This window comes from Bradyrhizobium sp. 215_C5_N1_1 (assembly GCF_052075935.1).
Taxonomy (GTDB): domain Bacteria; phylum Pseudomonadota; class Alphaproteobacteria; order Rhizobiales; family Xanthobacteraceae; genus Bradyrhizobium; species Bradyrhizobium barranii.
This window is the reverse complement of sequence record NZ_CP197228.1, coordinates 319,063-336,391: the sequence shown is the minus strand read 5'-3', so window position 1 is coordinate 336,391 and position 17,329 is coordinate 319,063. Positions and strand designations below refer to the sequence as shown.

At 66.2% G+C, this 17,329-nt stretch carries 17 protein-coding genes and 1 tRNA gene; 8 read left to right on the top strand and 10 right to left on the bottom strand.

What is annotated here, in order from left to right; genetic code table 11:
- Positions 1-12: 12 nt before the first annotated feature.
- Positions 13-1,383, bottom strand: coding sequence for a hydrolase (locus AB7G19_RS01540; RefSeq protein WP_085403006.1), 1,371 nt, complete (start codon positions 1,381-1,383; stop codon positions 13-15).
- Between the two features lie 148 nt (positions 1,384-1,531).
- Here AB7G19_RS01540 and AB7G19_RS01535 point away from each other — a divergent pair, with 148 nt between their 5' ends.
- Positions 1,532-3,220 carry an MFS transporter gene (locus tag AB7G19_RS01535; RefSeq protein WP_085403008.1) on the top strand — a complete coding sequence of 563 codons (1,689 nt, stop codon included), beginning with the start codon at positions 1,532-1,534 and terminating at the stop codon, positions 3,218-3,220.
- 103 nt (positions 3,221-3,323) lie between these two features.
- Here AB7G19_RS01535 and AB7G19_RS01530 read toward each other — a convergent pair whose 3' ends face one another.
- Positions 3,324-3,539: a hypothetical protein gene (locus AB7G19_RS01530; RefSeq protein WP_063980334.1), complete on the bottom strand. Its 216-nt coding sequence runs from the start codon at positions 3,537-3,539 to the stop codon at positions 3,324-3,326.
- A 162-nt stretch (positions 3,540-3,701) separates the two neighbouring features.
- On the bottom strand, positions 3,702-4,010 hold the full coding sequence (locus AB7G19_RS01525; protein WP_085403010.1) for a hypothetical protein: 309 nt from the start codon (positions 4,008-4,010) through the stop codon (positions 3,702-3,704).
- A 253-nt stretch (positions 4,011-4,263) separates the two neighbouring features.
- On the opposite strand from AB7G19_RS01525, the gene AB7G19_RS01520 reads away from it, so the two are divergent.
- Entirely contained in the window at positions 4,264-5,319 is a 1,056-nt protein-coding gene (locus tag AB7G19_RS01520) for a polysaccharide deacetylase family protein (protein ID WP_085403012.1), read from the top strand.
- Between the two features lie 74 nt (positions 5,320-5,393).
- Here AB7G19_RS01520 and AB7G19_RS01515 read toward each other — a convergent pair whose 3' ends face one another.
- Positions 5,394-5,768, bottom strand: coding sequence for a hypothetical protein (locus tag AB7G19_RS01515; protein WP_441267674.1), 375 nt, complete (start codon positions 5,766-5,768; stop codon positions 5,394-5,396).
- A 220-nt stretch (positions 5,769-5,988) separates the two neighbouring features.
- Between AB7G19_RS01515 and AB7G19_RS01510 the strand changes: the two genes are divergently transcribed.
- Positions 5,989-6,645 (top strand): hypothetical protein, encoded by a 657-nt coding sequence (locus AB7G19_RS01510; protein WP_144030807.1) that lies wholly within the window; start codon positions 5,989-5,991, stop codon positions 6,643-6,645.
- 22 nt (positions 6,646-6,667) lie between these two features.
- Positions 6,668-7,402 (top strand): class I SAM-dependent methyltransferase, encoded by a 735-nt coding sequence (locus tag AB7G19_RS01505; RefSeq protein ID WP_144030808.1) that lies wholly within the window; start codon positions 6,668-6,670, stop codon positions 7,400-7,402.
- Between the two features lie 84 nt (positions 7,403-7,486).
- Here AB7G19_RS01505 and AB7G19_RS01500 read toward each other — a convergent pair.
- The 4 genes from AB7G19_RS01500 to AB7G19_RS01485 all read right to left on the bottom strand — a co-directional run bounded on the left by AB7G19_RS01500 (position 7,487) and on the right by AB7G19_RS01485 (position 11,538).
- Positions 7,487-7,562 (bottom strand) — tRNA-Thr (locus tag AB7G19_RS01500).
- Between the two features lie 100 nt (positions 7,563-7,662).
- The gene (locus AB7G19_RS01495; RefSeq protein ID WP_085403020.1) at positions 7,663-9,438 is read right to left on the bottom strand and encodes a heme biosynthesis HemY N-terminal domain-containing protein; all 1,776 of its coding nucleotides are present in this window, start codon (positions 9,436-9,438) and stop codon (positions 7,663-7,665) included.
- A gap of 37 nt (positions 9,439-9,475) precedes the next feature.
- Complete coding sequence (locus AB7G19_RS01490; protein WP_085403022.1) at positions 9,476-10,711, bottom strand: hypothetical protein; 1,236 nt, start codon at positions 10,709-10,711, stop codon at positions 9,476-9,478.
- A gap of 65 nt (positions 10,712-10,776) precedes the next feature.
- Positions 10,777-11,538, bottom strand: a complete 762-nt coding sequence (locus AB7G19_RS01485) for a uroporphyrinogen-III synthase (protein ID WP_071908721.1) — start codon at positions 11,536-11,538, stop codon at positions 10,777-10,779.
- A gap of 151 nt (positions 11,539-11,689) precedes the next feature.
- Between AB7G19_RS01485 and tsaD the strand changes: the two genes are divergently transcribed.
- From tsaD to AB7G19_RS01470, 3 genes are all read left to right on the top strand, one after another.
- Positions 11,690-12,763: a tRNA (adenosine(37)-N6)-threonylcarbamoyltransferase complex transferase subunit TsaD gene (gene tsaD, locus AB7G19_RS01480; protein ID WP_071908722.1), complete on the top strand. Its 1,074-nt coding sequence runs from the start codon at positions 11,690-11,692 to the stop codon at positions 12,761-12,763.
- 2 nt (positions 12,764-12,765) lie between these two features.
- Positions 12,766-13,746, top strand: coding sequence for an NAD(P)H-dependent glycerol-3-phosphate dehydrogenase (locus AB7G19_RS01475; protein ID WP_085403024.1), 981 nt, complete (start codon positions 12,766-12,768; stop codon positions 13,744-13,746).
- A 116-nt stretch (positions 13,747-13,862) separates the two neighbouring features.
- On the top strand, positions 13,863-14,276 hold the full coding sequence (locus tag AB7G19_RS01470; protein WP_071908724.1) for an EVE domain-containing protein: 414 nt from the start codon (positions 13,863-13,865) through the stop codon (positions 14,274-14,276).
- Between the two features lie 115 nt (positions 14,277-14,391).
- Here AB7G19_RS01470 and AB7G19_RS01465 read toward each other — a convergent pair whose 3' ends face one another.
- Positions 14,392-15,486 (bottom strand): adenylate/guanylate cyclase domain-containing protein, encoded by a 1,095-nt coding sequence (locus AB7G19_RS01465; RefSeq protein ID WP_085403105.1) that lies wholly within the window; start codon positions 15,484-15,486, stop codon positions 14,392-14,394.
- Between the two features lie 100 nt (positions 15,487-15,586).
- Between AB7G19_RS01465 and AB7G19_RS01460 the strand changes: the two genes are divergently transcribed.
- Entirely contained in the window at positions 15,587-16,042 is a 456-nt protein-coding gene (locus AB7G19_RS01460; RefSeq protein WP_085403026.1) for an SRPBCC family protein, read from the top strand.
- 109 nt (positions 16,043-16,151) lie between these two features.
- On the opposite strand, the gene AB7G19_RS01455 is transcribed toward AB7G19_RS01460, so the two are convergent.
- On the bottom strand, positions 16,152-17,321 hold the full coding sequence (locus tag AB7G19_RS01455; protein WP_063980320.1) for a DNA topoisomerase IB: 1,170 nt from the start codon (positions 17,319-17,321) through the stop codon (positions 16,152-16,154).
- Positions 17,322-17,329: the final 8 nt, after the last annotated feature.

Sequence of the window (17,329 nt, the reverse complement as noted above, 5' to 3'; positions counted from 1 at the left end):
CCAGGCCAATAGCTAGTAAGTCAGCTCGGCAATCGCAATCCTGTTCTCGGAGGCGGGCCAGGCACGCGCCACAATTCGTTCTTCGCCGAACTGGGCCACGACGTTACGCCCGGCCTCCGCGGCCGGGAGCCGCAAGGTTGCTGCCGAATCCGTGGGCACACCCGGCTTGACGTCGGCCGGCTCCTTGCCGTCGAGCAGCACCACGTCCCGCGGCAGGCCGAAATAGCCGCGCGGGCGTGACATGATCACGACGGCGCCGGCATCCTTGTCCGCCGGCCCGAGCGGGCGCGCGGCACGCAGATGCACGACATCGGACGAGCGCGCGAACGGCGAGCGGTAGATATGCGTCGTCGGCGCGTCGGGCGATGTCAGGACGAATTCGAGGAACCAGGAAGGCTCGACCTGCGCCGGACCCCAGCGGCCGTCGGCGCCGGTCTTCGCGCTGTGCACCGCGCCGCCTTTGCGCTCCCCGGTATCAGGATCGACGCGGAAGACATCGACGGTTGCACCCGCCACCGGGCGATTGGTCGACACGCCGCCTGGCGTACCGGTCACAAGGCCGCTCAACCTGACGCTCTGCTCCGGCACAATCGCGATGCGCGCGGGCTCGCGGCCGGCAATGAATTTGTAGATCTCGCGGAAGGCACGCGGGTGAAACGCCACTTCGCGATGGTCGAGCGCGACGAGCACGAGATTGGTGGCGCCCGTCAACTCCGGCCCTTCGACGGTAACGCCGGTCGGCGTGCCGGGCTTGCCGATGAAGCGGCCGTCGGCTTGCGCGTACTTGTCCATGCCATCGCTGCGCAGGGTGAGGAAGGCCGTGCCCGGCGTCACCTCGCTCTCGCCCTCATTCAGGCCGCGCAGAAATGTACCGCGGCCATTGAATTCGTTGTTCGGCTGGTCGTCGGTCGCGAACACGCCGTGATTGGGCGTGCCGCACAGCACGGCATGGCTGACATCGCCGGCACCGCCGTTCCTGATGACGTTGCGAATGGCGTAGCCACCGCGCGAACTGCCGACCAGCGCCACGCGGGCCGCGCCGGTGCGGCGCTTCAATTCCGCGATGGCCGCCGCGAGTTCGCGGCGCTGGTCCTCGGTCGAGGAGCGGCCCGCCTGCTCGACCTTGTCGTCGCTGCGCGCCAGCGGATCCGTGAAATTGACCGCCATCATGCGATCGCGCGCGACGCCGTTGGATTCCATTCGCCAAAGCGTCGTCATCCAGACCGCGTCGTATTCACCATTGCCGTGGACCAACAGGATCGGCGGCACCTCGGCATTCTGAGCCGTGGGCGCGGTCTGGGCCAGCGCGCCTGTCCGCAAGCTCGCAACCGCGAAAGGCAAGCTGCCTACTCCCAGCAGGATCGACCTTCGCGACAGCTTCATATGTTTCTCCGGAAAAACCATGTCTTTGTGCCGCTTATAGCGGCCTAACCACTGGACAGCGAAGGACTTTCGCAGGCATCACTGGACTTGCCGGAATCACCCAAAGACCATTCCAAGACCACTTCTGCCAGCCCATATGGAAGGGGATATGACCGAGCAGCCGAACCGTCAGAAATTCGCCGGCGACGGCATCGCCGCACCCCTGCGGTACACCGTGTTCCGGCGCATCTGGCTCGCCAGCCTGCTCTCCAATCTTGGCCTCTTGATCCAGGGCGTGGGCGCGGCCTGGGCGATGACGCAGATGGCGGCCTCGGCCGACAAGGTGGCGCTGGTGCAGACCGCGCTGATGCTGCCGATCATGCTGATCTCGATGCCGGCCGGCGCCATCGCCGACATGTATGACCGGCGCATCGTGACCTTGATTTCGCTCGCGATCGCGCTGATCGGCGCGACTGCGCTGACGGTGCTGGCCTGGCTCAAGCTGATCACCCCGGAAACGCTGCTCGTCTTCTGCTTCGTGGTGGGCAGCGGCAATGCGCTGTTCGGGCCGGCGTGGCAATCCTCGGTCAGCGAGCAGGTGCCGCCCGAATCACTGCCGTCAGCCGTCGCACTGAACGGCATCAGCTACAATATTGCACGCAGCTTCGGTCCCGCGGTCGGCGGCGTCATCGTCGCCTCGCTCGGCGCGGTGGCCGCGTTTGCCTGCAACGCGATCCTCTATCTGCCGCTGCTGGTGGTGCTGCTGCTCTGGCGGCGCAATACCGAGCCCTCGCGCCTGCCGCGGGAGAAGCTCAACCGCGCGATGGTCTCGGGCTTCCGCTACATCACCAATTCGCCGCCGATCAAGATCGTGCTGTTGCGCACGCTGGTGATGGGCCTGATCGGCGGCGCCATCATGGCCCTGATGCCGCTGATCGCGCGCGACCTGCTGCATGGCGGCGCGCAGACCTACGGCATCATGCTGGGTGCCTTCGGCATGGGCGCCGTCGTCGGTGCGCTCAACATCCATGAATTGCGCAAGCGCATGAGCGGCGAGGCCGCGATCCGCGCCTGCACCATCTCGATGGCATTCGCGATGGCCGCGCTTGCCGTGAGCACGGAGCCGGTGTTGACAGCGGCGGCGCTTGTGCTCGCCGGTGCGGTCTGGATGGCGGCCGTCGCGCTGTTCAACATCGGCGTGCAGCTCTCGGCGCCGCGCTGGGTCGCGGGCCGTTCGCTCGCGGCGTTCCAGGCCTCGATATCCGGCGGCATCGCGATCGGCGCCTGGGGCTGGGGCCATCTCACCGATTATGCCGGCGTCGAGGTCGCGCTGCTGACGGCCGCCTGCCTGATGCTGATCTCGCCGGTGCTGGGCATTTGGCTGGCGATGCCGCGCGTCGGCGCCCGCAACGAGGACGCCGACGTGCTCGCCGATCCGGAAGTCAAACTGTCGCTCACAGCACGCAGCGGGCCGCTGGTCGTCGAGATCGAATATAGGGTGAGCCAAGAGAACGCGCGCGCCTTCCACAATGTGATGCAGGACGTGCAGCTCTCCCGGCAGCGCAACGGCGCCTATGGCTGGTCGATCGCGCGCGACATCGCCGACCCCGAATTGTGGACCGAGCGCTACCACTGTCCGACCTGGCTCGACTACTTGCGCCAGCGCAACCGCTCGACACAATCCGAACGCGCGTTGCATCAGCAGGCGATCGATTTCCACATCGGACCCGATCCGGTGCGGATCCGCCGCATGCTGGAGCGTCCGTTCGGCTCGGTGCGCTGGAAGGAGGAGACGCCGGATCGTGCCGGCGCCGAGGTGCTGCCGGTGGTCGCGAGCGCGGCGGGAAGTAGCACGTAGGTTCTCTCAGAACGTAGCCCGGATGGAGCGAAGCGCAATCCGGGACGATCTCACCGCACGGGCAGACGCCGGATTTCGCTCATCCGGGCTACGACGGCACGTCTTACTGCCCGTGATCCGTCAGCACCTTGTCGCAGGCTTTGCTGAGGCGGGTGCGGTTCTGCTTGAGGCAAGCGAGCACGGCGCCATCGCCATTGTTCATCACGGCACGGCAGAAGCGCGTCACATCGCGCGCGCAGGCATCGTGGCCGGGCTGCTGTTGCGCTGAGGCGCTCGATGCGCACAGAATCAAAGAAACAATGAAAAGAAATCTGGTCATCGCGTAATGCCTCTTACCCCAAGGAAGTGCGGGCGAAGCTAGTGCGACGATCCCGACGCCGCAACGGCTTTATTACCGAGCGGGACTGGCGCGCGTGGCCCCGGCCTGACGCCGGGAGCACATCGCGAGGGGAGCCAACAACGATTGCCGTTGCGCGTTGTCCTACTGCTTGTCCTGGGCGTCAGCGACCTTGCGTGAGGCGCCCTTTGCGAGGTCCTTGTCCATCACCGCGCGGCAGCCGGCGCTCAGGTCGGAACGATGCTTCATCATGCACGCCGTGATCTTCGGGATGTTGGGGATTTCCGAGGAGCACAGGCGGAAGGCATCGCCGGTGCACTGCTGCTGCGCCTCGGCCGAGAAGGCGAAGCTCGAGGTCGTCGCGACGATCGAGACGGTGGCGGCAAAGCCCAGAGCCAGGCTGGTGTCACGGATCCTACTCGTCAGCGATTCGGCAGAAGAAGATTTGGTCATTTGAAGCTCCCATGGGCGCCGCTGGAAGCGGGGCCCGTTGTTGATGGGAACTACGATGCTCCGGCAAAACAGTTTCCACTGTGATGACGGTCACGGGTGGCCCGCCCTATGTGACCTCCGTCACATGGCGCACCTCGCTGAAAATCCGGCGCAAACGCCGTCGTGTTGGTGTCACGTTAACTGTTCCTTCGCATTAATGGCTCGTCGCGCGGGAGATTCCGCCGGGTTGGTTGCGTAATTGGAAAGAATAGCGATGCGTAATGCGTTGGGCCTGATGCTGGCCAGTGTAGTTGCGGCGGTCGTGATCGCCGCCGGCGGTTGGTTTTATTATTCCGCGCGCGCCGATCAGGGCGCCCCCAAAACAACGGCCGCCCGTGCCGCCGATCAATTGCCGGCACAGGCGAAGCTCGCCGCCAAAGATGACGTCGAGACCACCGCGGCGATCGCGGCCAGGCCGACGGCGGTTGCTCAGGCAGCGGCGCCTGCGCCCGCTCCGATCGCGCCAGTGCAGCCGAAGCAGGCCTGCGCCAATCCGAACGCGCTGGGCGTTGCCCGCGTGGTCGAGATCGACACCACCGGCGGTCCCGGCTTCGGCTTCGATCATTTCAAGCAGTTCGACTTCCTCACCGACAAGGAGGTCGTGCTGACCTTCGACGACGGTCCCTGGCCGGTCAACACGCCCGCGGTGCTGAAGGCGCTCGCGGATGAATGCACCAAGGGCCTGTTCTTCTCGGTCGGCAAGCATGCGACCTATCATCCGGAAATCCTGCGCCAGGTTCTGGCCCAGGGCCACACGGTCGGCACGCACACCTGGTCGCACGTCAACCTGAACGGCAAGAAGATGACGGAGCAGCAGGCCAAGGACGAGGTCGAGAAGGGCATCAGCGCGGTGAAATACGCGCTCGGCACCAACCCGGCACCGTTCTTCCGCTTCCCGCAGCTCCAGCACAATCCGGCGATCGTGACCTATTTCAGCACCCGCAACGTCGCGATGTTCTCGACCGACATCGACTCCTTCGACTTCAGGAAGGGCGCCACGCCGGAGAAGATCATCGAGACGGTGATGACGAGGCTCGACAAGCTCGGCAAGGGCATCATCCTGATGCACGACTTCCAGAAGCACACCGGCGAAGCGATGCCGGCGCTGCTCGCGCGGCTGAAGGCTGGCGGCTACAAGGTCGTTCAGATGAAGGCCAAGGCAACGCTCCAGACGCTGCCGGAATATGACGAGGCGCTGCTGAAGGACCTGAAGGTGCCGACCTCGAGCGCGCGTCCGATAACGAGCGTGGTGCAGACGGTGTCGCAGTAAGGCCGACACGCTTCCTCAATACGCGCATGGCCGGGCTCTTGCCCGGCCATTTGCTTTTGTAGCGAGTCGCAGCCTTACCAGTAGATGCTGTGGCGGTGCAGCTCGCTGATGATGCGGCCTTCGGTCCAGCTGCGCTTGTGCTTCGGCTTGCCCGCCTTTGCGGTCTTCGTGGCGGGCTTGCTCGTCTCCGTCGGCGCTGAGGTCGTCGTTGTCGCGGTCACGGCAGGAGCCGTCGCCACGGCGGGAGCAGAGGCCGAGACTGCCGGCGGACGATCGACGTATTTCGGAGCTTCCGCGGCTGGCGCGACTTCGCTGATTTGCGTCGTCGGGGCGGTGGCCGTGGTGCCCTGCGGAGCGGCCGTCGCCGTGGCCTGCGACAGGCTGCGGTCGACAGCATGGGCAGATGCAGAAGCCAGGACCATGGCGGCAACCAGAATGATCTTGCGCATGTGAAATCTCCCCGTGTTTGCGTGACCGGAAGACTAGGGGAGATGTGATCTGCGCTATGTGACTGTCATCACGTAGACTGCGCGCTCGGTCTTGAACCCGCGATCAGCATTCGCGGCGATCGACCCGCAACGTCATGTCGCGTTTCGCGATTGTTTCCAAATGTTTCTGATTGTGGTAGACGCTCGACACGTATCACAAGGCGTGCCGAGTCCGCCCGTTATGACCTTCATCCAGCGAGTGAAGCGTAAGCTGCTGCCGCCGCGAGAGGTTGTCCAGGGGTACGAGAATCCGGAACTGGTCGAAACGATTTTCCTAAAGACAATCAACTACAGCCCGGACAGCGACTGGCCGCTGGTCGCGGGCATGAACACGGTTCTCGATTTCGGCGGAGGTGCTGGCCTGCATTACAAGGTGGCGCGCCGGCAATGCCCGGACATTCGATGGGCGGTGGTTGAGACGCCTGCAATGGTGCGGCGCGCCAAGGAGCTTGGCACCGATAGGCTGATGTTTTTCGAGCGCATCGACCAAGCCGCCGACTGGCTCGGCACTGTCGATCTCCTCCACTCGAATGGGGCCATACAGTACGTCCCGGATGCATTGGAAACCGTCAGAACGCTGTGCTCGGTTCGGCCGGCAATGTTGGCATGGTACCGCGTTCCGATCAGCGAAGAGACCCGGCGAGAGGTTCAGACCTCGTACCTGAGCGACAACGGTCCAGGATCGTCGCTCGCCTCCAGGGAGAAGCTCGTCAGATACGAGCGCAACTGGATCTCCGAGCAAGCATTCATCCAGGCTCATGAGGGATTTCGCATCACTGAGCGGAGCCCGGATCCCACCGAGCGCGGCACGCAACAATTCAGGTTCGCGCGCATCTAGCTTGCGACAATACGGGGGCGATGTGTTCGACAAGTTTGCAGACTGGTTACGTCAGACGGCCTTTTTCTCGACGGCTATCGACATCGCGCGCCAGACGTTACCGGAGCCCGCGCTGATCTGGTTGCGTACGCAGATGGTGCGCAATCTCCGTGGAACGCCTGGCGAAGTGTTCAGCGAGATCTATCGGCGTAACGTCTGGGGTTACAAGGAAACCGCTTCCGGCGGCGGATCCACGCTGCACAATACCCAAAGGGTGCGAGAAAGCCTTCCTGGTCTGGTTGGCGACCTCGGGATCCGTACCCTGCTCGATTTGCCTTGTGGTGATTTTCATTGGTTGTCGAAGATCGAACTTCCAATTTCTCGCTATATTGGAGGAGACATCGTTCCGGAACTGATTGCGCGAACGGGTGACCAATACAGTCGCCCAGATCGCACGTTCCTCCGGATCGATCTCTGCAACGATCCGCTCCCGGAAGCTGACCTGCTGCTCTGCCGCGATTGCTTCATTCATCTGTCCGAAGAGATGATTTTTCAAGCAATCGACAACATTCGTCGATCCAACATCAAGTATCTCCTGACGACGACTTACCCGGCTGGCCGAAATCGTGCGATCCGCACGGGTGATTTCTTCTCCATCGATCTGAGCGCTCCGCCCTACAACTTCCCGCCGCCGATCAAGGTGCTGGACGACTACGTCCCACCGTTCGACCGGCGGCAACTGGCGCTGTGGGAAATCGAAAGCCTGCGCAAAGTCTGAGGCGATGGCATGCCGTCTCGCGGCGAGGCTGCATCGGAGGACGAAACAACGGCGCGGAAAACAACGAAAAATCAGAGCGATAAATGGTGCCGCAAGAGGGATTCGAACCCCCGACCCCGTCATTACGAATGACGTGCTCTACCAACTGAGCTATTGCGGCGAACCCTACCGGGACCCGCGCAATGCAGGTCCCGATACGCGCGCTCCTGATATCGGGCATGGCCCGAATTGGCAAGGTGGAGCGGGCTTCGAAATGTGCCTCACGCGCCCCAGCGGGACCAGAATCCGCGCCAGCCGCCGGCCTGGGCCTTTGCATGGGTTCTGGGCGTGCCGATTTGTTCCGCAAATTCGTCGCTCGGACCCTCGTCGTCGATCCCGGGATCATCGGGGGCGCGGACGATCGGGATGACGGCCTGGATCGGGGCCGGCGCAGGCTTGCCGAGGTCGGCGCGGGTCCGGAACACCGGCGTTGCCGCCTCCGGCGATGATTCGGGCGCCTCAGGGGCGGGATTGACCGGCTCGGCGGCCGGCGCGACCGCAGGCTCTTCCTTGGCGGCCTCCCCGGTCGTCTCCTTGGCCTCAGGGGGCGAATTGTCCTGTGCGGCGGGGACCGGATCCGGCGCAGCCACGGGCGGTTCCACCGGGGCTTCGCTCGGGGCTGCCGTCACCCGCTTCGGCGGCGGGGCGGCCAGCATGGCTTCCTCGAAGGCCGAGGATTCGATCGTGGCGCCCTTGTCGGAGGGCAGGCTCGCGACCGGCGTTTGCCACTGGAAGGCATCGAGACGGCCGGTGACCGGCGAGACCGGACGCCAGCGGTCGCTGACATAGCCGTCCGCGGTCCAGGCCGGATCGTGGCGGGCGCGCACCGCGCGCAAGGTCCAGGCGCGGGCACGGCCGCCGTCGCCGTGCTCGGTGCGCTCGAGCTCGGCCATCAGCAGCGCGACGCGCTGGGTCGGATCGTTGACGTAAGGGGCCAGCACCGCGCGCGCACGCGCGAACTCGGAGGCGTCGATCGCGGCGCGCGCGATCGCGAGCTGGCCCTCGACATGGCCGGCCTTGTCGGCCGGCGTCTTGGCCGCCAGCGTCTCGACCCGCTGCAAGCGCTGCCGCGCGGAATCGCCGAGCTTCACATGCGCGTAGGCGTCGGCAAGATCCGGATGCGGATTGGCGAGCCACGCGGCCTCGACCAGCTTCATGGAGCGGCGCACCTGATGCGCTTCGCTCTCGAACTTGGCCGCGAGCACCGCGGCCGGCACCAGCGTCGGCGCGAGCTTGATCGCCTCCATCACGCTCTCGCGCGCCACGTCGCGGTCCATGGTTTCCAATTCCAGCGCGCGGGCCGTGAGCAGCACGCCGCGCTGGCGGCGATAGCCCGCCTTGTCGATCAGGCCGGCTGACAGATTCGAATCGAGGATCGCGAGCGCGCCGCTCCAGTCGCCGCGCGCGCAGCGGAAGCCGAGCACCGCGTGCGAGGCCCAGGTCGAGGACGGCGACAGCTTGATCGCCTCCTCCGCGATCATCACGGCGCCGACCGCATCGTCGGCGCGCTGCGCCTCGATGAACAGGCCGCGCAGGCCGAGCAGCCGGGTATCCTCGCGCTCGGCCATGACGCGGAAGACGCGCTGGGCCTCGTCGCGATTGCCTTCGAGCTGGGCCGACTGCGCGTGCAGCAGCAGTGCGAGCGGATCGTTCGCGGCCAGCCGCCGCGCGGTATCGGCGTGACGGCGGGCGAGGGCGGTATCGCCATGACCGATCGCGAGCAGGCCGTGGGTGATGGCATGGCGGCCGCGCGCATGGCGTTTCTCATGACGGCGGCGGCGCAGGCGTCCCGGCGCGCGCCAGATCATCGTCACGATGCTCCAGACCAGCACGACCGCCGCTGCAAAGACGCCGAGCAGAAACACGAACCTCGGAAGCGTCGTTGACGCGCGGAAACCGCCCGCGGTCAAGACGAGATCGCCGGGCTGATCGGCAACCCAGGCCGCGCCGGCCGCCGCCAGCGCGATCAGGACGAGGAAGAGGACGATGCGAAGCATGGCGATCCCTATTACGCGCTGATTATTGCGCGAACCTTTACTGAGCAGGCTTGACCAGATCGGGCTTGGCGAGATCCGCCATGGCATCGTCGGCGAATTTACGGGAGGCGCCGAGCGCGGCGTCGCGCGCGTCGGCCTTCTCGAGCCAGGCCTGTGCCGGTGCACGATCGGCCTCGGGCAGCGTCTTCAGCTCGCGCCGCGCTTCCGCGAAATCGTTGCGAAGCGCCGCCGCCGTCACCCGTGCGACGATGGCGCCGCGATCATTGCCGACGCCGTCGGTGCGCTCGATACGAACGAGTTTCGAGGCCCCCGCCTGGAGGCGCTCGACGATGCCGGCACCGGCGGCCGGGGCTTCCGCCGGCGGCGAGAGCTTGGGCACGATGTTGAGCAATTCGCGGCTCAGCGCGACCGGCGTCGGAATGCCTGACGACGCAAAGGTGTCGAGCGGCTTCAGCATATCGGGCTTGGCCGCGAGCGACCGCGCCGTGGCCAATTGCGATTCGTAGGGATCGCCATGCCGAACCGCGACGTCGAGCAGAGCCGCCGCCACGACATGGCGCAGCGGCTTGTCATTCGTCGCCTTGTTGTCGGCAATCTTCTCGCCCTGCTGTGCGAGCTCGGCGCGCTCCGTCTTGCTGGCACGCTCCAGCTGCGCAATGCGGTCGCTGAGCGCGGCAAGATCAGGCGCGGCAGCGCGCGGTGCCGATTTCACGTCGTTGGCGGTCTTGTCGGACTGTGCGCGCAGATTGGCGATGTCACTGCGCAAGGCACTTGCGGATTTCTCCAGTGCATCGATCCGCGCCACCACGGCCGGATCGGCGGCGGGCTTGCCCGCCTTGGCTTCGACCGCGGCGACACGTCCGCTGAGCGCGTCGACCGTCGCGCTCGTGACCTGCGGCGCGGCCGGCGGCGCCTCTACGGCGGGCCAGCCCAGCATCCAGCCGACGGCAATCACGATTGCGGCTGCGACCGCGCCGGAGAACGGCGCAATGACCCAGGGCGAAACCGGCGCCGACGCGGGAGCGGAAGCAACCGCGGCCTCCGCATGCGCGGGCTCCGGGTCAGGCCTGGCCTCTTCGGATTTGGACTCTTCGACCGTGGCCTGCTCTTGCGCGGCCTGCTCCGGCGTCGGCTGAACCTCCGGTTCGGCGGCCACCGTTGGCTGCGGCTGGGTCGAGATTTCGGTTGCCTCAAGGTCGATGGTGGGCGGGGTGCGCTTGGCACGGCCTGACTCGGGAGCCAATCCTGCGTCTTCAGGCTTGTCATCGGCCATCGTGACGGTTCCTCACACTCAAATGCCCTGAACGGACCCGATCGCGTCGGATTCGGCCCGACCTCTTACGCCAAACGGGTCCGCAAAGCACGCTCCAAGGTATCAAATAGGGCATTTTCGTCCGGCGTCGCGGCCCCCAGAACCTGCGACGCGCCGGCATCGCGCAGCACGCTGGCGACCGTCTCGGACAGGCAGCATTGCGGGATCGCCAGCGCCGAGATTTCGACGCCTTCGTCCCGTGCCGCATCCAGGAAGGCCCGCGCGCTGCGACGGGAGTAGTGCAGCACCGCCTCGATCCCATGCGCGGCAAAGCCATCGCAGACATCGCGCGGCAGGATCTTGACAGGAGTCATACGATAGGTGGTCTGCGTCACCACGCTGAAGCCCTCCGCGCCGAGCTCGCCGCCGAGATCGCGCGACAGATCCGCGCCCGCGAGATAGAGCAGCGTGCTTTTCTTCTTCAGCAGCTTGTCGCGCGCGCTCTGCATCACCTTGTCGCGCAAGGCCGCGGCGTCGCCGCCGGCGACGATCACCTCGGCGAAGCCGGCGTCGCGCGCCGCGGCAGCCGTGTGCTCCCCGACCGCAAACAGCGGCAGCTCCAGGAGGCCAAGATTCTTTAAGCCAAGATCTTGCAATTGCGGCGCGACGGCGCGGATCGCATTGGCCGACGTGACGATGATGGCGCCGTAGTCGGCCTCACTCTCGTCATGGAAGGCGACCGGCTCGAACTTGAGCATCGGTGCGAGCAGCACCACATGACCCCGCGCCCGCAAATTTTCCGCCGTCGCCTCATTGTCGGGATGCGGCCGTGTGACAAGAATGGACATCGCTTGTGTTCCCGAACCACGTGGCGGTGACGCATTCACGAAGGCGGCCGCGCGTGACGATTGCGCAAGTGGACCTCGGAATGCTACCGGACGTACCAGAACTCTGCTTTACGGATGAGCGCAAGGGCGCAAATTGGATAACAATTCGCCAATGCTGGTACTGGGCATCGAAACCACCTGCGACGAGACCGCCGCGGCCGTGATCGAGCGCGCGCCCGACGGCAGCGGCAAGATCCTGTCCAACATCGTGCGGTCCCAGATCGAGGAGCATGCCCGCTTCGGCGGCGTGGTGCCGGAGATCGCCGCGCGCGCGCATGTCGACGTCCTCGACGGCATCATCGACCGGGCCATGCACGAGGCCGGCATCGACTATGCGCAGCTCAACGGTGTCGCCGCCGCGGCGGGGCCGGGGCTGATCGGCGGCGTCATCGTCGGCCTCACCACCGCAAAGGCGATCGCGATGGTGCACGACACGCCGCTGGTCGCGGTCAACCACCTCGAGGCGCATGCACTGACGCCGCGCCTCACCGACGGAATTGAATTTCCCTACTGCCTGTTCCTCGCCTCGGGCGGGCATACCCAGATCGTCGCCGTCACCGGTGTCGGCCAATATGTGCGGCTCGGCACCACCGTCGATGACGCGATGGGCGAAGCCTTCGACAAGGTCGCGAAGATGCTGGGCCTGCCCTATCCGGGCGGGCCGCAGGTCGAACGCGCCGCGGCAAGCGGCGATGCCACGCGCTTCGCCTTCCCGCGCCCGATGCAGGGACGGCCCGATGCCAATTTCTCGCTGTCGGGATTGAAGACAGCGGTGCGCAACGAGGCGAGCCGGTTAACCGAGATCGCGCCGCAGGATATCAGCGATCTCTGCGCGAGTTTTCAAGCCGCCGTGCTCGACTCGACGGCGGACCGGTTGAGCGTCGGCCTGAGGCTTTTCCGCGAGCAGTTCGGCGCTCCGCATGCCCTCGTCGCCGCCGGTGGCGTCGCGGCCAATCAGGCGATCCGCGGCGCCCTGCATGACGTCGCGCGGCAGGCCGGGACGCAACTGATCATGCCGCCGCCCGCGCTCTGCACCGATAACGGCGCGATGATCGCCTGGGCCGGCGCCGAGCGCTTGGCGCTCGGCATGATCGACACGATGGAAGCCCAACCCCGCGCACGCTGGCTGCTCGATGCCAACGCCACGGCGCCGGCCGGTTACGGCAACACGCGGGCGGGATTCTAGCCATGACGGCGTTCCGGTCCGTCGCGGTGATTGGTGCGGGCGCATGGGGCACGGCGCTGGCGACGGTCGCGGCGCGCGCCGGACGGAACGTGACGCTCTGGGCGCGCAACAGCGAACATGCCGCGCGAATCGCCTCGACCCGCGACAATCCGCGGCTGCCCGGCGTGCGGCTGACGCCGGAGATCGTCGTGACGCACGAGCTTGCGGAGGCCGCGCGCGCTGACATGGTGCTGATCGCCACGCCCGCGCAGCATTTGCGCGGCGCAGTCAACATGCTGGCCTCGCATCTGGCAAGGCCGGTGCCGATCGTCGCCTGCGCCAAAGGCATCGAGCACGGCACTCATAAATTCATGACCGACGTCATCGCGGAAGCTGCACCTCACGCGCCGCCGGCGATCCTGTCGGGCCCGAGCTTTGCCGACGACGTCGCGCGCGGCTTGCCGACCGCGGTGACGCTGGCGGCGAAGGATGAAGCGCTGGCGAGCGCGCTGGTGCAGGCGCTCGGCTCGGCGACCTTCCGGCCCTATCACACGACAGATGTTCGCGGCGTCGAGATCGGTGGTGCGGCCAAGAACGTGTTGGCGATCGCGGTTGGCATCGCGGTCGGGCGCAAGCTCGGCGCCTCCGCCCAGGCCGCGCTGACGACCCGCGGCTTTGCCGAACTCACGCGCCTCGGCCGGGCCCTCGGCGCGCGCGGCGAGACGCTCACGGGCCTGTCCGGCCTCGGCGATCTGATCCTGACCTGCTCGAGCCCGCAATCGCGCAATCTCGCGCACGGCCTTGCGCTGGGCCGCGGCGAGCAGCCGCCCGCGGGCAAGCTCGCCGAAGGCGAGTTCACCGCACCTGTGTTGATCGAACTCGCAGCTTCGCACAACATCGAGATGCCGGTATCAGAAGCGGTCGCTTCGATCCTGAGCGGCCGGAGCACGATCGACGCCGCGATTTCGGGGCTGTTGACGCGCCCCTTCAAGGCAGAGGAATGACGTCTTTCTCGTCATGCCCGCGCTTGTCGCGGGCATCCACGTCTTGATATTGAATTGGTGGCAGAGACGTGGATGGCCGGGACAAGCCCGGCCATGACGAACGGATAGGACGCGCGATGAACTACTGGCTGGTGAAATCCGAACCGTCGGTGTGGTCCTGGGACCAGCAGGTGGCGAAGGGCGCCAAGGGCGAGGCCTGGACCGGCGTGCGCAATTACACCGCGCGCCAGAACCTCGTGAGCATGAAGAAGGGCGACAAGGCGTTCTTCTATCATTCCAACGAAGGCAAGGAGATCGTCGGCATCGCGGAGGTCATCAAGGAGGCCTATCCTGACCCGACCGACAAGACCGAAAAATTCGTCTGCGTCGACATCAAGGCCGACAAGCCCTTGAAGACGTCGGTGACGATGGCCGCGATCAAGGCGGACAAGAAGCTCGCTGACATGGCGCTGGTGAAATATTCGCGCCTGTCGGTGCAGCCGGTGACGGCGGAGGAGTGGAAGCTCGTCTGTAAGATGGGCGGGATGTAAGCGACTTCAACGGTAGGGTGGGCAAAGCGTAGCGTGCCCACCAATCGAAACCGCAGCTTGCCGTGAGATGGTGGGCACGGCGCGCAAGAGCGCACTGCGCTTCGCTTCGTCGGGGCTACGATATCCGGGCTTGCGTCTCCGGCAGCGTAAACACCTCGCATGGCGAAGCGATGCCGCGCAGCGGATGCGATCCGAGCGCGACGAGAGGCGTGTCCGTCTCCGCGGCCAGCGCCCCCGATACCAGCACGGTCCGTTCCAGGGGCTTGCACAATCCCTCGAGCCGGCTGGCGAGATTCACGGCGGGACCGATCGCCGTGAAATCGAGCCTGTTGGCGGCGCCGATATTGCCCCAGAGTATTTCGCCGAGATGAAGGGCCGCGCCGAATGCAAGTGGCGGCAGTCCTTGAGCGCTGCGCTCCCCGTTGAGATACGCCATGCCGGCTTCGGCTGCGCCTGCGGCACGCAGGGCGGCGTCGCACGCGCGGCGCGGCGACGCCTCGACCACCGGGAAGATCGCGAGCACGCCGTCGCCGATGAATTTCAGCACTTCGCCGCCGAAGGCATGAACGGCACCGGCGATGCGATCGAACCAGGCGTCGAGCGCTGCGATGACGTCGGCCGGCGGTGTGGTCTCCGACAAGGTCGTGAAGTTACGCAGATCCGCATAGAGCAGCGCGGCTTGAATGGTCTCGCCGAGATCGCGCCGCAACGGCGCCGCCAGCACCCGCTCCGCGCTGCGCTTGCCGAGATAGGCATCGAGCGTCGCGCGCAACGTGGCGCGCGCAGCGAGCACGGCCAGCGGCGTCGCGGCGAAACGCGCAGCCTGGCGCAATTGCTCGATCTCGTCTGCGGTGAACGGACGCGGCCCGATCCAGCCGAGCTGCGGCCCATCTGGTCGTCCGACCACCTCTTCGTGCACCTCGCCGCCCGCGATGTCGCGCAGCCAGCGGCGGCCGGCATCATTGGGCGGGTCGGGCGCCAGCCCACTTGGTGCGAAGCCGAGCGCCTCGATGACCCGGCCGTTCTCCGCGCGCCACAGCCAGGTCCGCTTCGCGATCAGCGGATGCGGCACCTCCAATGTCAGGCTGCCTGCCGCAAGCGGCACACCGTCGGCGACCAGATGAGCGCCGAGTTCCGCGAGCAGACGGTCGGCCCCGGGGCAATCCGAGGCGGCATCGACGAGCCAGGCGAGGGTCCGGGAGAGTTGCATGACCCGATGATGGCGAAGGTCGGCCATCTTTGTCACGGCAATCCTTGACGCACAGCTCCACCGCCGCCATGTCCCGGGATCAGCCCAGGGATGATCGCCGATGACCGAGCCATTCGTAGTGCGACGCGAAACCCAGATCGCAGCCCCCCGCGCCACCGTCTTCGCCTATTTGACCGACCCCGAGAAAATCCTGAGCTGGATGGGCTCCGACGCGACCACGGAGCCGCATCCCGGCGGGCTCTATCTCCTCAAGGGCATCGGCCCGCGTGGCGGCGTCGGCCGCGGCACCTTCCGCGAGGTCGTGCCAGTGCATCGTCTGGCCTATACGTTCGGCTGGGAGGGCGGTCAGGAAGTTCCGCCCGGCTCGAGCCTGATCGAGATCGACCTGATCGAGCGCGACGGCGGCACGCTGCTGCGCATGACCCATAGCGGGCTCCCGACCGAGGAACAGGCCGCCGCGCACGCGAAAGGATGGGCGCATTATCTGGGCCGGCTGACGAGCGCCGCCGCGGGCAGCGATCCCGGTCCGGACAAGGGTATCTCAGACAAGATGTAGATCTCGTAGGGTGGGCAAAGCGAAGCTTGCCCACGCGGCCTATCAACAATGTCGTGAAGAACGGTGGGCACGGCGCTTCGCGCCTTTGCCCACCCTACGGCACCGCCGCTTAAACTGCCGCGGTCGCCACCACCTGCTGCAACAGTTGCTCGCGCCTGGCCTGCGAACGCTGGCCCTTCATGGTCGCGGCGAAGCGTTCGAGGATGCCGTCCTCGAAGGCGGTGACGATGGTGTCGTGGACGTAGCTCTTGCGGCAGATCGCCGGCGTGTTGGAGAGCTTGTCGGCTGCGGCGCGGATCGCGTCCAGCACCTGCTTCTTGCGGCCGCGCTGGCTGGTCGCCGGCGTGATCCGCGACAGCGATTCCACCACGACTGCGGACGCCATCAGCGTGCGAAAATCCTTCAGCGAAATCTTGATGCCGGCGATCTCGCGCAGAAACGCGTTCACCTGCGTGGTGCTGACCGCGCGCACGATGCCGTAGGCGTCGCGATACTGGAACATGCGCTTGCCGGGAACGCCGTTCAGGATGCCGATGGCGCGCACCAGCTTCGCAGCGTCGCACTCTTTTCGCACCGCCTTGCCGCCCTTGGCCTTGAAGGTCAGCACGAAGGAATCGTCCTCGAGCGTAACGTTCGACTTCAGCATCGTGGTGGCACCGCGGGTGCCGTTGAGGCGGGCATAGGATTCGTTGCCGGGACGGATCGCGGTGCGCGCGATCAGCTCGATCACGGCCGAGAGTGCGAATTCACGCGTCGGCTCGTCGCCCGACAGGAACGCCGAGACCTTGCGCCGGATCTTTGGCAGCGCGCCGACGAGCTTTTCCAGCCGGTGCGCCTTGCGGTGCTCGCGGACCTTTTCCCAATCGGCGTGGTAGCGGTATTGCAGCCGGCCCGCGGCATCGCGTCCCACCGCCTGGAGATGCGAGCTCGGATCGGCCGAGTAGCGCACCTGGCGATAGGCCGGCGGCACCGCCATGGCGTGCAGCCGGCGGATGGTGCGGGCGTCGCGGATATGCGCGCCGTTGGGACGGACGAAGGAATAGCCCTTGCCGCGCTTGATGCGCCGGATGGTCAGCTCGTTCTGGTCGCCGAGCCGCAGGCCCAGCTCCTTGGCGATCGCCTCAACCGAGGTCGCAGGCGCGGTGTCGAAGACCTTTTTCGGGCTGAGACGGGCGGAACCGGCCGGTTTCGGCCATTGTCCGAGGGCTTTGGCCAGCGCGACAGCAGCAGGATCGGCCGAAGCGAGCCGCATCGTCCCGAGATTCTGCTGATCCATCATAGTCTTAA

Bases quoted from the DNA above. Each gene is read 5' to 3' on its own strand.
- AB7G19_RS01495 (WP_085403020.1), bottom strand. From the start codon at position 9,438: ATGCTTCGCATCGTCCTCTTCCTCGTCCTGATCGCGCTGGCGGCGGCC.
- AB7G19_RS01535 (WP_085403008.1), top strand. From the start codon at position 1,532: ATGACCGAGCAGCCGAACCGTCAGAAATTCGCCGGCGACGGCATCGCC.
- AB7G19_RS01510 (WP_144030807.1), top strand. From the start codon at position 5,989: ATGACCTTCATCCAGCGAGTGAAGCGTAAGCTGCTGCCGCCGCGAGAG.
- AB7G19_RS01470 (WP_071908724.1), top strand. From the start codon at position 13,863: ATGAACTACTGGCTGGTGAAATCCGAACCGTCGGTGTGGTCCTGGGAC.
- AB7G19_RS01540 (WP_085403006.1), bottom strand. From the start codon at position 1,383: ATGAAGCTGTCGCGAAGGTCGATCCTGCTGGGAGTAGGCAGCTTGCCT.
- AB7G19_RS01460 (WP_085403026.1), top strand. From the start codon at position 15,587: ATGACCGAGCCATTCGTAGTGCGACGCGAAACCCAGATCGCAGCCCCC.
- AB7G19_RS01520 (WP_085403012.1), top strand. From the start codon at position 4,264: ATGCGTAATGCGTTGGGCCTGATGCTGGCCAGTGTAGTTGCGGCGGTC.
- AB7G19_RS01490 (WP_085403022.1), bottom strand. From the start codon at position 10,711: ATGGCCGATGACAAGCCTGAAGACGCAGGATTGGCTCCCGAGTCAGGC.
- tsaD (WP_071908722.1), top strand. From the start codon at position 11,690: ATGCTGGTACTGGGCATCGAAACCACCTGCGACGAGACCGCCGCGGCC.
- AB7G19_RS01455 (WP_063980320.1), bottom strand. From the start codon at position 17,321: ATGATGGATCAGCAGAATCTCGGGACGATGCGGCTCGCTTCGGCCGAT.
- AB7G19_RS01465 (WP_085403105.1), bottom strand. From the start codon at position 15,486: ATGCAACTCTCCCGGACCCTCGCCTGGCTCGTCGATGCCGCCTCGGAT.
- AB7G19_RS01475 (WP_085403024.1), top strand. From the start codon at position 12,766: ATGACGGCGTTCCGGTCCGTCGCGGTGATTGGTGCGGGCGCATGGGGC.
- AB7G19_RS01525 (WP_085403010.1), bottom strand. From the start codon at position 4,010: ATGACCAAATCTTCTTCTGCCGAATCGCTGACGAGTAGGATCCGTGAC.
- AB7G19_RS01515 (WP_441267674.1), bottom strand. From the start codon at position 5,768: ATGCGCAAGATCATTCTGGTTGCCGCCATGGTCCTGGCTTCTGCATCT.
- AB7G19_RS01485 (WP_071908721.1), bottom strand. From the start codon at position 11,538: ATGTCCATTCTTGTCACACGGCCGCATCCCGACAATGAGGCGACGGCG.
- AB7G19_RS01530 (WP_063980334.1), bottom strand. From the start codon at position 3,539: ATGACCAGATTTCTTTTCATTGTTTCTTTGATTCTGTGCGCATCGAGC.